Origin of the sequence: [Erwinia] mediterraneensis, assembly GCF_900604315.1 — a bacterium.
Lineage (GTDB): Bacteria > Pseudomonadota > Gammaproteobacteria > Enterobacterales > Enterobacteriaceae > Pantoea > Pantoea mediterraneensis_A.
Genome location: NZ_LR026978.1, coordinates 3736523 through 3751470, shown reverse-complemented (window position 1 = coordinate 3751470; position 14948 = coordinate 3736523). Strand labels below are relative to the sequence as shown.

The following is a 14948-nucleotide window of genomic DNA, read 5'->3' as shown; positions in this document are numbered from 1 at the left end:
GAAAATGAGTTTATAATCCGTTTGTTATGCAGAAACAACGCCAGGGCGGCACTTCTCTGCCCGGGCAACTTCAGACAACACCAATAAAAATGAGGTATCTATGGCTTTTTCTCAGGTTCGTCGTCAGCTGGTGATGGGGGTAATGGCGGTGGCGCTGGTCGCCGGTTTTAATGTGAAAACCTTCGCGGCGGAAAACTTGCTTAACAAAGTTAAAGAGCGTGGCACCCTGCTGGTGGGACTGGAAGGTACTTATCCGCCGTTCAGCTATCAGGATGAAAACGGCAAGCTGACGGGTTTTGAAGTCGATTTCGCCGAACAACTGGCGCAGCACCTTGGTGTGAAGGCGAGTCTGAAGCCCACCAAGTGGGACGGCATGCTGGCTTCACTGGAATCTAAGCGCATCGATGTGGTGATCAACCAGGTGACCATCTCCGATGAGCGTAAAAAGAAATATGATTTTTCTACGCCTTATACCATTTCCGGGATTCAGGCGCTGGTACGTAAAGACAAAGAGGGCAGCATCAGCAAAGCGGAAGATCTGGCTGGCAAAAAAGTGGGTGTGGGGCTGGGAACCAACTACGAACAGTGGCTGCGCGAGAATGTGAAGGGCGTGGATGTGCGTACCTATGATGACGACCCGACCAAGTATCAGGATCTGCGCTCAGGGCGTATTGATGCGATTCTGGTGGATCGCCTGGCGGCACTGGATCTGGTGAAAAAAACCGGCAACACCATGGCGGTAGCAGGAGAGGCATTCTCCCGTCAGGAAGCGGGCGTTACGCTGCGTAAGGGCAACGACGATCTGCTGCAGGCGGTGAACCAGGCGATTGCGGACATGCAGAAAGATGGCTCGCTGAGCAAACTTTCTGAGAAATGGTTCGGCGCGGATGTGACGAAATAATGCTGGAAAGTGTACAACTGGTGCTGGATTCAGCACCTTTCTTACTGAAAGGGGCGCTCTTTACCCTGCAACTGAGCATCGGGGGCATGTTTTTTGGCCTGCTGCTCGGCTTTGTACTGGCACTGATGCGTCTCTCCCGTTTCTGGCCGATTGCCTGGCTGGCGCGCTTTTATGTCTCCATTTTCCGCGGCACGCCGCTGATTGCTCAGCTGTTTATGATCTACTACGGTCTGCCGCAGTTTGGCATTGAGCTGGATCCTATCCCCTCGGCGATGATTGGCCTGTCGCTGAATACCGCCGCTTACGCTTCTGAGTCGCTGCGGGGCGCTATCGCCTCTATCGAGCGTGGACAGTGGGAAGCTGCCGCCAGTATTGGTATGACTCCCTGGCAGACGCTGCGTCGGGTGATCCTGCCGCAGGCTGCGCGTACGGCATTGCCACCGCTCGGCAACAGCTTTATCAGCCTGGTAAAAGACACCTCGCTGGCGGCAACCATTCAGGTGCCTGAGCTGTTCCGTCAGGCGCAGTTGATCACGTCACGGACCCTTGAGGTGTTTACCATGTACCTTGCGGCCTCGCTGATCTACTGGGTAATGGCGACACTGCTCTCCGCGCTGCAAAACCGTCTGGAAAATCATGTTAATCGTCAGGATCGGGAGTCAAAATGAGCGCCATTGAAGTCAGTAAACTGGTGAAACAGTTTCACGGGCAGACGGTGCTGCATGGCATCGATCTGGAAGTCGCCTCCGGGGAAGTGGTGGCCATTATCGGCCCCAGCGGCTCCGGTAAGACCACGCTGCTGCGCAGCATTAATCTGCTGGAAGTGCCCGACAGCGGCACTATTCGGGTCGGCGAGATTACCATTGACGCCGCACGTCCCCTGAACAAGCAGAAAGAGCAGGTGCGTCGTTTGCGCCAGCAGGTCGGCTTTGTTTTTCAGAGCTTCAATCTGTTTCCGCATCGGTCGGTGCTGGAAAACATTATTGAAGGGCCGGTTATCGTGAAGGGTGAACCTAAAGCGGAAGCCACTGCCCGCGCCCGTGAGTTGCTGGCGAAAGTGGGCCTGACGGGGAAGGAAGAGAGTTTCCCGCGTCGCCTCTCTGGCGGTCAGCAGCAGCGTGTCGCCATCGCTCGTGCGCTGGCAATGCGACCCGAGGTGATTCTGTTTGATGAGCCGACCTCGGCGCTCGATCCTGAGCTGGTAGGCGAGGTACTGAATACCATCCGCGCGCTGGCGGAAGAGAAGCGCACCATGGTGATTGTGACGCATGAGATGAGCTTCGCCCGCGATGTCGCTGATCGCGCTATCTTTATGGATCAGGGACGCATTGTGGAGCAGGGTCCGGCGAAAACGCTGTTCAGTCAGCCACAGCAGGCACGTACCCGCCAGTTTCTCGATAAATTCCTTAATCAATAATTTTGTGCCGTCATACACTGGCGGCACGGTTATTTTCCTTTTCCCCTGTTTTTCCTGACAGTGTTATCCCCGAGCTTGCTCGTTTCGCCTCTCCTGTCACGCCTGACGTCCGATGCTGTCTGCCAGCCTGTAGTAACGTTTATTTTCCGTTAAGGCTGATTGCGGCGGTAATTGCCGTTTCGCTTTACACATCTTTACTGTAATTGTGCAGGCACTGGTGGGATTAACGATAACGCGCGGAGCCTGACGCCTGGCGATGGCGCAAACCAACATCAGACAGCAGCTGAAGAAATAAAGGACTGAAAATTGCCGTCTGGCTTATCGCATTTAATTTCCGTATATCAGTCATTTAAATGCATTTCCCTTTTTTATTTTTACGGTAAACAGTCCCGGCTGGCAATGTTGTTTATTATCAAAGGTTATCGTTGGCAGATTTTTATGGTTTTTATTCTACTTGTTTTCTCTGAAATATTTCGTTATGGCAAGCCATCTATTTATAGGGTCTGTTTTTGTTAGTAATTAAAAACAGAGGAATAATATATTTTTGCATGAAATTGTAAATAAAAAATCTGGCAGGTAAATAATTGTATTGTTAGTACCGAAACGGCTTTTTTAAGACTATCGCTACATTCATTAGCGGACCCATCCCCAATACTCGCTGAATAATCATAAGCACCGCGCGCTGTTAAGCGCCTTACATTTTGTTACGACTGACACAGCGGGAGTCCAACATGAATAACGCAAAGCGGGATGAGATATTATGGATAAACACCCTGAAGGGCGCTTGTATATTACTGGTTGTCCTTTATCACACTGTACTGCCAGGCTTTGAAAACACACTAAAATATCTTTCTGCAGGCTTTATTCCTGCTGAAATATGGGTGCAGTTTAATACCGTGCTTTCGCCGCTGCGTATGCCAGCTTTCTTTTTTGTTTCCGGTTTACTGGCGACAAATGGCATTTTAAACCGCTCCTGGAAACAGGTTTTTACCAGCCGAATCACCAATTTGTTTTACCTTTATATTCTCTGGGGATTTATTCAGTGGTGGTCGATTACTGGCATTTCCACAGAAATTACCGGCCAGCGTATTTCACAGAATCTGAACGCAGCTTACGCCGGTTCGCTGTTTGAATTCCTGAAGTTAACTTTCCTGGCGATGAGCACATCCTGGTATTTATATGGTCTGGGGATCTATTTCCTGCTGGCGAAATTGTTCCACCAACACAAAATTGCGCTGCTGGTAGCGGCTGTGGTGCTTAACTATCTCGCGCTAGAGAAAATTATTCCTTACTGGGGGCCGCAGAGCGTGGCGCAATATTTTCTGTTTTTCCTGTTGGGTGCATTCTGGAGCCAGACTATGTTGCGCCTGAGCGAATGGCGTCGCGAGAACATCCTGCCCTGGGCCGTGCTGGCAGCGCTCTCCGGGCTGCATATCATCTTCGGCATGGATAAGAGCCTGTTTCTCTGCATCATTGCCGTATTGTGCAGCGTGGCGGCCTGCCGCTGGCTGAATGCGCATTTCAAAATGACTTTTTTAAACTGGGTCGGGCGCAATACACTGCAGATTTATGTTATCCACCGGATATTTATTGAATTTTTCGGGATGTCCGCCATTCTGTTCGCCCTGCGTCATCATCTGTTTGAGCATGCCTGGTTCTCGCTGCTGTGGGCCTGTTTCTATCCGCTGGCGATTGTGGGCATTTGCTCGGTGTGCTCGGTAGCCGTCTGGTCACTAACGAACCGCGGACTGGGTAAATCCCTGTTTATTTTCCCGACCCTGATTGGGATGAAAGGGCGCAAACAACCCGTGGGGTGACCGCTGAGAAAATTTCGTGCGCCAGTGCGGCGGGCTGACTGTGGGGAGGTTTCGTTCGCCGGTGCAGCGGGATGACTGCGGGGAAGGCTTTGTTCGCCGGTGCAGCGGAGTGACTGCGGGGAAGGCTTTGTTCGCCGGTGCAGCGGAGTGACTGCGGAGAGGGCTTTGTTCGCCGGTGCAGTGGAGTGACTGCAGAGAAGGCTTTGTTCGCCGGTGCAGCGGAGTGACTGCGGAGAGGGCTTTGTTCGCCGGTGCAGGGGAGTGACTGCGGGGAAGGCTTTGTTCGCCGGTGCAGCGGAGTGACTGCGGGGAAGGGTTTGTTCGCCGGTGCGGCGGAGTGACTGCGGGGAAGGCTTTGTTCGCCGGTGCGGCGGAGTGACTGCGGAGAAGGCTTTGTTCGCCGGTGCGGCGGAGTGACTGCGGGGAAGGTTTCGTTCGCCGGAGCGGCGGAGTGACTGCTAAGATGGTTTCGTTCGCCAGAGCGAACCGGCAGTTTCAGCCCGTCTGCTGGGGGCGACTGACAAGGGGGCGCCATACGCCGCGCCCCTTGACCCCGGGCTGGAGGCCCCCTTCATCGCCGCTGCGCGGTGCCTTCGCGTTTTCAGGATTTCAGCCGCGCGCCGTCCCTGGCGCGGCCCTTCGCTCGCGCCGACCTCCTGTCGGCTCGTCCTGAAATCCTTCCTCCGCTCAGCGATGAAAAGGCCGCACCAACGGCCCCGCTGCACGGTCAGCAGCCGTTCTTTCGGCTGAGTCATGGCTGAAAGATTGAAGGGAGGCAGTCCTGTTACTGCCGGGGTTGCGGGCGTTGGGCAATGTTGCGCTTTTTCCCTCACCCGAACCCTCTCCCGGAGGGAGAGGGGACTGCTCTGTGCGATCTTCCCCCTCACCCTGACCCTCTCCCGGAGGGAGAGGGAACGGCTCCGTGCGGTCTTCCCCCTCACCCTGACCCTCTCCCGGGGGGGAGAGGGGACTGCTCTGTGCGATCTTCACCCTCACCCTGACCCTCTCCCGGGGGGAGAGGGAATAGTCCGTGCGGTCTTCACCCTCACCCTGACCCTCTCCCGAGGAGAGGGGACGGCTCCGTGCGGTCTTCCCCCTCACCCTGACCCTCTCCCGGGGGGAGAGGGAATAGTCCGTGCGGTCTTCACCCTCACCCTGACCCTCTCCCGCAGGGAGAGGGAATAGTCCGTGCGGTCTTCCCCCTCACTCTGACCCTCTCCCGCAGGGAGAGGGGACTGCCCGTGTGGTTTGTCCTTCTCACCATTCTCCCGGCCCGCACGTTTTCCCCCTCTCCCTTTGGGAGAGGGCCGGGGTGAGGGAAAAACCGCACTGACTCTGAACTCGCTTACAGCCAGCCCACTTCACACCCAAAGAAAGAAACGAGGACCTGCAGACGGCTCCCCGGTTCCGGCTTCCGGGGCGCTGAGGAGGGAACGACGGTCAGGACGAGCCGACAGGACGTCGGCGAGAGTGCGGGCCGCGCCAGGGAGGGCGCGTCCCGGGCGGTCCGTAGGGCGGCGTGAGTGACGAAGGGACAGCGCGCAGCGCTGCGCAACGGCAGCCGGTCGCGGGGATTGTTAAGGGGCCGGCGAAACGGCCCCTTAACCCGGCCGCGTGTGGCGCAGCCGCTGGAACTGCCGCTCGTCTGGCGGGCGGAACTGTGCGGCCTTCCCCTCACCCTGACCCTCTCCCGGGGGGAGAGGGAATAGTCCGTGCGTCTTCACCCTCACCCTGACCCTCTCCCGGGGGGAGAGGGGACTGCTCTGTGCGGCCTTCCCCTCACCCTGGCCCTCTCCCGGAGGGAGAGGGAACTGTCCCGTGCGGTCTTCACCCTCACCCTGACCCTCTCCCGGGGGGAGAGGGAATAGTCCGTGCGGTCTTCCCCCTCACCCTGACCCTCTCCCGGGGGGAGAGGGGACTGCTCTGTGCGGCCTTCCCCCTCACCCTGACCCTCTCCCGGGGGGAGAGGGGACGGCTCCGTGCGGCTCTGCCAAAGGGAAGGGAACGCCTTACCCGATTGTCATCAGGCTGGCGTTGCCGCCAGCCGCGGCGGTATTCACACTCAGGGAGCGTTCAATCAGCAAACGCTCCAGCAGCAGGTTGGTTTCGCCGCGTGCGAAGCCCTGTACTGAAACAATAGCTCCTTCGCGCGCAGCGATCTGCGCACAAAGGCTCCGCAGCTGATCGGCATCGCCGTGGTAGATCACCGCGTCGAAATGGTCATTCAGGGTATCCTGCGCCAGCTCGACACGCTCCTGCACCCGTTTCGGCAAGGATTTCCACAGGCTGCGATGCAGCTCATCATCCTGCCACAGGGCGCGGCTGCCGACGCTGGTCACTGCCGCCAGCTGAATCAGCGCATCCTGCTCGTTATCTGCAACGCAAAGGACGCGTTCACGCGGCAACAGGGTAAAGGTATTACGCTCACCGGTTGGGCCGGGTAGCAGACGCACCGTACCCGACTGTGCCAGCTCCGCATAGTGCTGACAAAGGGCCGCCAGATCAGGTTTATCTTGCGCCCAGTCGCTGAGAGCCTGATGCGCGGTAAGCAGAGACTGACGCAGCGTGGCATCAACCGGGCGCTCGCTGTCCTGACGATCAAAGGTCAGACGCAACGCACCATCCGGACGATGGGCCAGCAGACGATAGAGATAGAGCGGGCCGCCCGCTTTCGGTCCGGTGCCGGAAAGGCCTTCGCCACCAAAAGGCTGGACGCCAACCACGGCACCAACCATATTGCGGTTCACGTACAGGTTGCCTGCTTTCACGCCAGCCGTAACCTGAGCGATGGTTTCATCAATACGCGTATGCACACCCAACGTCAGACCGTAGCCGGAAGCATTAATCTGCTCAATCAGCTGCGGCAGGGCGTTGCGCGAGAAGCGCACCACATGCAGCACCGGACCAAAGATCTCTTTATCGAGATCGCTCACCTGATCCAGCTCAATCAGTGTCGGCTTAATAAAGGTGCCGGTTGCCCACTCTTTACTGTCCTGCGGATTTTCCTGCGCCGCCTGATAGACATTAAAGCCCTTGCTACGCATCGTCTGAATGTGACGTTCGATATTGGCTTTCGCTTCGGCATCGATTACCGGACCAATATCAGTGGAAAGGCGTTCCGGATTGCCCATACGGCATTCCGCCATGGCGCCACGCAACATTTTCAGCGTGTGATCGGCGACATCTTCCTGGATACAGAGCAGGCGCAGGGCGGAACAGCGCTGACCCGCGCTGTCAAAGGCGGAAGCGACAACATCGATCACTACCTGTTCCGTCAGCGCGGAGGAGTCAACAATCATGGCGTTCAGGCCGCCGGTTTCGGCAATCAGCGGCGTTGGGCGGCCCTGAGGATCGAGTCGTCCGGCGATATTGCGCTGTAACAGCGACGCCACAGCGGTTGAGCCGGTAAACATCACGCCACGCACGCGATCGTCGCCGGTCAGCTGTGCGCCGACGGTTTCACCCTGACCGGGCAGCAGCTGCAGTACGCCCGCAGGTACGCCGGCATCCAGCAGGATCTGCACCGCCTGGGCGGCAATCAGCGGTGTCTGTTCGGCAGGTTTCGCCAGCACACTGTTACCCGCTGCCAGCGCGGCGGCAATCTGACCGGTAAAAATCGCCAGCGGGAAGTTCCACGGGCTGATACAGACGACAGGCCCCAGCGGACGATGGGTTTCGTTATCAAAATCATCACGCACCATGCCCGCGTAATAGTAGAGGAAATCTACCGCTTCACGGACCTCGGCAATAGCGTTGTTATAGGTTTTACCTGCCTCGCGCACCAGAATGCCAATCAGCTGCTGCATCTGACCTTCCATCATGACAGCGGCACGCTCCAGGATTGCAGCACGCTCCTGCGGCGGGGTGGCAAACCAGATCGGTCCGGCATTGACTGCTGCATCCAGCGCCTGCGACACTTCCTGTTCGCTCGCTTCTCGCACCTGACCCACCACATCGGCGGGCGCTGCCGGGTTAAGCACCGGGCGGGATTCGCCTCCGGTTAACTCACCGGCAATTATCGGCTGCGCCAGCCACGGGTGCGAGGCGCTGTTCAGCAGTGCGCTGGAGAGAGAGGCAAGACGATGTTCGTTCGCCAGATCCAGACCGGCGGAGTTAGCGCGTTTTTCCCCGTAGAGATCGCGTGGCAGAGGGATCTTCGGATGGGGCAGGCCGATGGCGCCTTCGCTGGCCGCCAGTTTCTCGACGGTCGTCACCGGATCGGCCACCAGCTCATCAATCGGCATGCTGGTATCAGCAATACGGTTAACAAACGAGGTATTGGCGCCGTTTTCCAGCAGGCGACGCACCAGATAAGCCAGCAGCGTCTCATGCGTGCCTACCGGGGCGTAGATACGGCACGGACGGTTGAGTTTGCCGTCTGCGACTTTGCCTACCACCTGCTCGTAGAGCGGTTCGCCCATGCCGTGCAGACACTGGAACTCATACTGCCCCGGATAGTAATTATTGCCCGCCAGCTGATAGATGGCGGCCAGTGAGTGAGCGTTATGGGTCGCAAACTGTGGATAGATCAGATTAGGCACCGAGAGCAGTTTGCGCGCGCAGGCGAGGTAAGAGATATCGGTATAAACTTTGCGCGTATAGACCGGGTAGCCCTCCAGGCCTTCCATCTGGGCGCGTTTGATTTCGCTGTCCCAGTAAGCACCTTTTACCAGACGGATCATCAGACGACGACGGCTGCGCTGCGCAAGGTCGATCAGATAGTCGATAACAAAGGGGCAGCGTTTCTGATAGGCCTGAATAACGAAACCGATGCCGTTCCAGCCTTCCAGTTCCGGTTCAAAACAGAGTTTTTCCAGCAGGTCGAGAGAGAGCTCCAGACGATCGGCTTCCTCAGCATCAATATTAATGCCGATGTCATAAGAGCGGGCCAGCAGCGTCAGTGATTTCAGTGTTGGATACAGCTCTTCCATTACCCGCTCATACTGGGCCCGGCTGTAGCGGGGATGCAGTGCGGAGAGCTTGATAGAGATCCCCGGGCCTTCATAAATGCCGCGACCGTTAGAGGCTTTGCCAATGGCATGAATCGCCTGCTGGTAAGAATGAAGATAGGCTTTTGCGTCGCTGGCGGTCAGCGCGGCTTCTCCCAGCATGTCATAGGAGTAGCGGAAACCTTTCTCTTCCAGCTTGCGGGCGTTTGCCAGCGCTTCGGCGATGGTTTCGCCGGTGACGAACTGTTCGCCCATCAGGCGCATCGCCATATCGACCCCTTTACGGATCAGCGGTTCGCCACTCTTACCAATAATACGGTTTAACGAGCGCGACAGATTGGCTTCGTTATGGGTAGAAACCAGGCGCCCGGTGAACAGCAGCCCCCAGGTGGCTGCATTAACAAACAGCGAAGGGCTGCGTCCCAGGTGGGACTGCCAGTTACCATTACTGATTTTGTCGCGGATCAGCGCATCACGGGTCGGTTTATCGGGAATACGCAGCAGTGCCTCCGCCAGACACATCAGGGCCACCCCTTCCTGAGAAGAGAGCGAGAACTCCTGCAGCAAACTTTGCACCATACCGGCGCGTCCGCTTGCCCCTTTTTGGTGCCGCAGCTTTTCTGCCAGCTGGTAAGCGAGCTGATGGGTTTTTTCTGCCAGCGGGGCGGGCAGGCGCGCCTGCTCCAGCAGCATCGGGACGGCATCGGTCTCCGGACGTCGCCACGCCGCAGTAATCGCCGCGCGGGTTACCGACTGCGGCAGAATCTGCTCAGCAAAGTCGAGGAAGGGCTGATGCGTTTCTTCCGGCGGCTGCTCCTCACTTTCTGTCAGCGCGTTTTGCAACGGGATTTCGGGCAGGGCTTCTCCCGCTTCCAGCTGCGTTAAGTAGTTGAAAATCGCCTGCTTAATCAGCCAGTGTGGCGTGCGATCAATCTTTTGCGCAGCCAGCTTAATCCGGTCGCGGGTCGCTTCATCCAGCTTTACCCCCATTGTCGTCATACCCATGACAAAACACTCCTCAAAAAAGTAAGAATCCTGCGTGGCAAGCAATATCACCCAGGTTGCAACTTAGTGCAACCGCATAAGTGTGAGTCAGCTAACACCTCTGACGCACAGCTGAATATTCGCCCTTTCAAAGACGGCACAGATATTGCTGCAAGAATCTCGCCAGGCGTAACAGCGGCAAAAACGCACATTTTTGCAGCTTTATGTCAGGTGCAACTGGATTTGTGTGAGCCAGTGCAACCTCTGCGTATTTTTCCGTAAACGACAGGTGAAATGGCGATAACGGGTGTGTTAAATCCATTGTGCGCGCTGCGTCTTTGCGGCAGGATACCGCGCCTCAGGACACGGCACCGCTTCGGTGGTGCAAGATAGCCTGACGTTATGCTTCGTTCCGGCATAAGGCCAGGAGAGGTTTCCGCAAAGGAAATCGAATAATAAGTGGAGAGACAGATGACTGTAAGTACACCGATGCTGGTGACCTTTATTGTTTACATCCTCGGGATGGTATTGATTGGTCTCATTGCATACCGTTCAACCAATAACTTTGATGATTATATCCTTGGTGGGCGTAGCCTGGGCAGTCTGGTAACGGCGCTTTCCGCCGGTGCCTCTGATATGAGCGGCTGGTTGCTGATGGGATTGCCCGGAGCCATTTTTCTGTCCGGCATTTCAGAAAGCTGGATCGCCATTGGTCTGACCATCGGGGCCTGGCTGAACTGGAAAATTGTGGCGGGCCGTTTACGTGTACAGACGGAGCATCACAATAACGCCCTGACGCTGCCCGATTTCTTCACCAGCCGCTTTGAAGATCACAGCAAAGTGCTGCGTGTGATTTCGGCGCTGGTTATCCTGATTTTCTTTACCATCTACTGTGCCTCCGGCATTGTTGCTGGTGCGCGCCTGTTTGAAAGCACTTTTGGCATGAGCTATGAAACGGCTATCTGGGCCGGTGCCGCCGCCACCATTCTGTATACCCTGGTGGGGGGCTTCCTCGCGGTAAGCTGGACCGACACCGTACAGGCGAGCCTGATGATCTTTGCCCTGATCCTGACGCCAGTGATTGTGATTGTGGCAGTCGGCGGACTCAGCGATTCACTGGCGGTGATCGAAGCGAAAAGCATAGAAAACCTCGATATGCTGAAGGGCCTTAACTTTGTCGCGGTGATCTCGCTGCTGGGCTGGGGACTGGGCTACTTCGGACAGCCGCATATTCTGGCGCGCTTTATGGCGGCAGATTCACACCGTTCGATTCGTACCGCGCGGCGTATTGGCATGACCTGGATGATCCTCTGCCTGGCCGGTGCCGTGGCGGTGGGCTTCTTTGGTATTGCCTATTTCCAGAACCATCCGCAACTGGCGTCAGGTGTCAGCGAAAATGGCGAGCGCGTGTTTATCGAACTGGCGCGTATTCTGTTTAATCCCTGGATTGCTGGCATCCTGCTGTCCGCTATCCTTGCTGCGGTGATGTCAACCCTGAGCTGTCAGCTGCTGGTCTGCTCCAGCGCCCTGACGGAAGATCTGTATAAAGGTTTCCTGCGTAAAAACGCCAGCCAGAAAGAGCTGGTGTGGGTAGGGCGCCTGATGGTGCTGCTGGTGGCGCTGGTCGCCATTGCGCTGGCCGCCAACCCGGATAACCGCGTGCTCGGCCTGGTCAGCTACGCCTGGGCCGGTTTTGGCGCGGCCTTTGGGCCGGTGGTGCTGTTCGGGGTATGCTGGAAGCGTATGACACGCAACGGCGCGCTGGCGGGTATGATCATTGGTGCGCTGACCGTGCTGGTATGGAAACAGTATGGCTGGCTGGACCTGTATGAAATCATTCCGGGCTTCCTGTTTGCCAGCATTGCTATTGTGGTTGTCAGCCTGCTGGGTCGTGAACCTTCAGCGGCAGCGCAGCAACGCTTTGATGCTGCCGAAGCGGAGTTTTTGACTAAGTAACACCTGACTTTTCTTCCAACGCCCGGGTTATTGCTGACCCGGGCGTTTTTTATTGCCAGCTTAAAACCACGTCCTGCGGGCGTGGTCATCAATACGTTTTGGCTCTGCCTGTCGTCTCTGGATTTGAATCTTATGGAACAGGCAAAGACTTTTTTTAAGGTTCTTGGTACACCCCTATGAGGTGCAATCAAAGCCACCTTCCAGAAAAGCGGATTTTTACTCTCCATTTGCCATTACCCGCCCGGGTAAAACAGACAATGCGCGTATGGTGAGTCGATGAATGACGCAAGTAAGAAGCGAGTCTGACTGCTAAGCGCGGAATATGCCCGCTTGTACGGGACCATTTAATTTCTTTGCTCGCTGATTGTCCTGATAAAAACATTCTCTCAGAACCTGGATAGCTGAAATTGATTATTTTTTCAGCGCACTGGCTGCGTCAGGTTGCTGTTTCGCGTAAAAGGGCCGTTTACTTGTTTTGCGTTTATCGAGGCAGATTTGCGAATTCTCTGAAAAAGTTTAAGTAAATTCTTAATTAATAATGCTTTGAAAGATAAGGTTAAAGTTATCAGAAGCGCGGGTGTGTATTAGCCAGTGTCCACTTTTTTAAAGCGGCATGTAAAAATAGAGTTGCAAAATTCTTGAAATGTGGTGCACTTTAATCATCTGCGTCATCGGATGTGCTGATGTTTCACTCTGGAGATCGTGAATGGGCAGGTCCTTTAAAGGACAAAGTGATTACCGCTTAACATCGCACCACCACGCGGGGGTTTACTTCCCTCGGGTTTATCTTCTTCACCTTTTATTTCTGCCAAATCATACAGCTGTTTCTTTTAACCGGTGCGCAATCGCGTTTCGGCGCTGTTGCACACTTTTCTCATGGCTTATCAAGGCTCAAAAGGAAGCCAAAAACCTCTAAAGCGTTCACGTAATCGCAACGGGCCAGAACCCGAAGCGGGAAATGAAACCAACTGTAAGGTGCCACTATGGGAAGACAGAAAGCAGTGATCAAAGCGCGTCGTGAAGCCAGACGAGTGCTTCGTAATGACTCTCGTAGTCATCGTCAGCGTGAAGATGAATCGGTCACTTCGCTGGTGCAAATGGGTGGGCTGGATGCGATTGGTATGGCGCGCGATACGCGCGACCGGTCACCAGTTGAGGCCAGGAATGAGGCTCAGGCGCACTATCTTAATGCCATAGAGAAAAAGCAGCTGATCTTTGCCACCGGTGAAGCCGGATGCGGGAAAACCTGGATCAGCGCCGCAAAAGCGGCTGAGGCCCTGATAAATAAGGATGTTGAAAGGATTATCGTTACGCGCCCGGTATTGCAGGCGGATGAAGATCTCGGTTTTCTCCCCGGAGATATTTCCGAGAAATTTGCCCCCTATTTCCGGCCGGTCTATGACGTTCTGGTTAAACGTCTTGGCGCTTCCTTTATGCAATATTGTCTGCGTCCTGAAATTGGCAAGGTTGAGATTGCCCCGTTCGCCTATATGCGAGGACGCACCTTTGAAAATGCTGTGGTGATCCTGGATGAGGCACAGAATGTCACTGCTGCACAGATGAAGATGTTCCTGACGCGACTGGGTGAGAATGTGACAGTTATCGTGAACGGCGATATTACCCAGTGTGATTTGCCTGCAGGCGTGAAGTCCGGTCTCAGCGATGCGCTGGCGCGCTTTGAAGAGGACGAGATGATTGGCATCATCCGTTTTGAGAAAGAGGACTGCGTGCGTTCGGCACTCTGCCAGCGCACACTGCATGCTTACGAATGACAGTAAAAATGTAAAAACCCGGCGCCAGCCGGGTTTTTTTGCTTCAGGCCGAGAAAGTGTGCCGGGGAGAGGATAATGTCACGCCCGGCATCAGATTACGCCGCATCGGCTAAGACAAACATGCCGTACGGGTGGATTTCCAGGTAATAGTGATCGCCCACATCCGGTTGCAGACGGGTGGCATTGACCTGTAACAGTATCTCCTGGCCATGCCAGACTACCGTCACTTCGTACTGCGGCCCCATGTAAGCTACATGCTGAATAACACAACGCTGACTTTCATCGCCGCGATCGCTCAGTGTGATCGCCTCCGGACGCACGCCGACGGTACCTGACCCCTGCGCGACAAAGTGTTGCGGACGCGGTAAACGATAACCGTAGACATCAACATAATCCTTGCTGAAGCTGGCCGGGAACAGGTTGGCGTCCCCCATAAAGTTCGCCATAAAGCGCGATGCTGGCTGGAGATAGAGATCCTGCGGGGAGCCCATCTGCATGATATGCCCCTTATTCATGACCAGCACCTTATCGGAAACCGCAAAGGCTTCGCTCTGATCGTGAGTCACGTACAGAGAAGTGATATTAAACTGCTTTTGCAGCTCGCGGATTTTGTCACGCATACTGCGACGCAGGTTAGCATCCAGGTTACTCAGGGGCTCATCAAACAGCAGCACCTTCGGCTTCAGGATCAAGGCGCGCGCCAGCGCCACGCGCTGCTGCTGTCCCCCGGAAATTTGATCGACATAGCGATCTTCGAAGCCGTCCAGATCTACCATCGCCAGTGCTTCTTTCACCCGGGCTTTGATCTCCGGGCGCGATACGCCGAGCATCTTCAGGCCGTAGCCCACGTTGTCACCCAGCGACATATGCGGGAACAGCGCATAAGACTGGAACACCATACAGATATCGCGCTGCTGAATGGAGCGATGGGTGACATCTTCACCATCAATGAACATTTGTCCTTCGCTTGGTTTCTCCAGACCCGCCACCAGGCGCAGAATGGTGGTTTTTCCACAGCCCGATGGGCCGAGCAGCGTGACCATTTGCCCCTGCGGAATAGTGAGATTGATTTTGTCAATTACCGTATTGTTGTTGAATCGCTTGGTGACGTTACGCAGTTCAACGAAATTTTTCTGACTCATAGAGCACTCC

At 55.7% G+C, this 14948-nt stretch carries 8 protein-coding genes; 6 read left to right on the top strand and 2 right to left on the bottom strand.

The window, feature by feature from the left end; all coding sequences use genetic code 11:
* The first annotated feature begins 100 nt into the window (after positions 1–100).
* From tcyJ to E0E17_RS17635, 4 genes are all read left to right on the top strand, one after another.
* Positions 101–901: a cystine ABC transporter substrate-binding protein gene (tcyJ, locus tag E0E17_RS17650; RefSeq protein ID WP_130835292.1), complete on the top strand. Its 801-nt coding sequence runs from the start codon at positions 101–103 to the stop codon at positions 899–901.
* On the top strand, positions 901–1569 hold the full coding sequence (gene tcyL, locus E0E17_RS17645; RefSeq protein ID WP_130835291.1) for a cystine ABC transporter permease: 669 nt from the start codon (positions 901–903) through the stop codon (positions 1567–1569). Before tcyJ ends, tcyL begins: the two co-directional genes overlap by 1 nt.
* Complete coding sequence (tcyN, locus tag E0E17_RS17640) at positions 1566–2318, top strand: L-cystine ABC transporter ATP-binding protein TcyN (RefSeq protein ID WP_130835290.1); 753 nt, start codon at positions 1566–1568, stop codon at positions 2316–2318. The genes tcyL and tcyN overlap by 4 nt, the downstream gene beginning before the upstream one ends.
* Before the next feature lie 731 nt (positions 2319–3049).
* Entirely contained in the window at positions 3050–4135 is a 1086-nt protein-coding gene (locus E0E17_RS17635; protein WP_130835289.1) for an acyltransferase family protein, read from the top strand.
* A gap of 2009 nt (positions 4136–6144) precedes the next feature.
* On the opposite strand, the gene putA is transcribed toward E0E17_RS17635, so the two are convergent.
* Positions 6145–10089: a trifunctional transcriptional regulator/proline dehydrogenase/L-glutamate gamma-semialdehyde dehydrogenase gene (gene putA / locus E0E17_RS17625; protein WP_130835288.1), complete on the bottom strand. Its 3945-nt coding sequence runs from the start codon at positions 10087–10089 to the stop codon at positions 6145–6147.
* Between the two features lie 450 nt (positions 10090–10539).
* Between putA and putP the strand changes: the two genes are divergently transcribed.
* Both putP and phoH read left to right on the top strand, forming a co-directional pair.
* Positions 10540–12024 (top strand): sodium/proline symporter PutP, encoded by a 1485-nt coding sequence (putP, locus tag E0E17_RS17620; protein WP_130835287.1) that lies wholly within the window; start codon positions 10540–10542, stop codon positions 12022–12024.
* A gap of 983 nt (positions 12025–13007) precedes the next feature.
* Complete coding sequence (gene phoH, locus E0E17_RS17615) at positions 13008–13796, top strand: phosphate starvation-inducible protein PhoH (protein WP_130835286.1); 789 nt, start codon at positions 13008–13010, stop codon at positions 13794–13796.
* 95 nt (positions 13797–13891) lie between these two features.
* Here phoH and fbpC read toward each other — a convergent pair whose 3' ends face one another.
* Positions 13892–14938 carry a ferric ABC transporter ATP-binding protein gene (gene fbpC, locus E0E17_RS17610; protein WP_130835285.1) on the bottom strand — a complete coding sequence of 349 codons (1047 nt, stop codon included), beginning with the start codon at positions 14936–14938 and terminating at the stop codon, positions 13892–13894.
* Positions 14939–14948: the final 10 nt, after the last annotated feature.

Coding starts and splice junctions, on each gene's coding strand:
- putP (WP_130835287.1), top strand. CDS start 10,540: ATGACTGTAAGTACACCGATGCTGGTGACCTTTATTGTTTACATCCTC.
- E0E17_RS17635 (WP_130835289.1), top strand. CDS start 3,050: ATGAATAACGCAAAGCGGGATGAGATATTATGGATAAACACCCTGAAG.
- phoH (WP_130835286.1), top strand. CDS start 13,008: ATGGGAAGACAGAAAGCAGTGATCAAAGCGCGTCGTGAAGCCAGACGA.
- fbpC (WP_130835285.1), bottom strand. CDS start 14,938: ATGAGTCAGAAAAATTTCGTTGAACTGCGTAACGTCACCAAGCGATTC.
- tcyJ (WP_130835292.1), top strand. CDS start 101: ATGGCTTTTTCTCAGGTTCGTCGTCAGCTGGTGATGGGGGTAATGGCG.
- tcyN (WP_130835290.1), top strand. CDS start 1,566: ATGAGCGCCATTGAAGTCAGTAAACTGGTGAAACAGTTTCACGGGCAG.
- tcyL (WP_130835291.1), top strand. CDS start 901: ATGCTGGAAAGTGTACAACTGGTGCTGGATTCAGCACCTTTCTTACTG.
- putA (WP_130835288.1), bottom strand. CDS start 10,089: ATGGGTATGACGACAATGGGGGTAAAGCTGGATGAAGCGACCCGCGAC.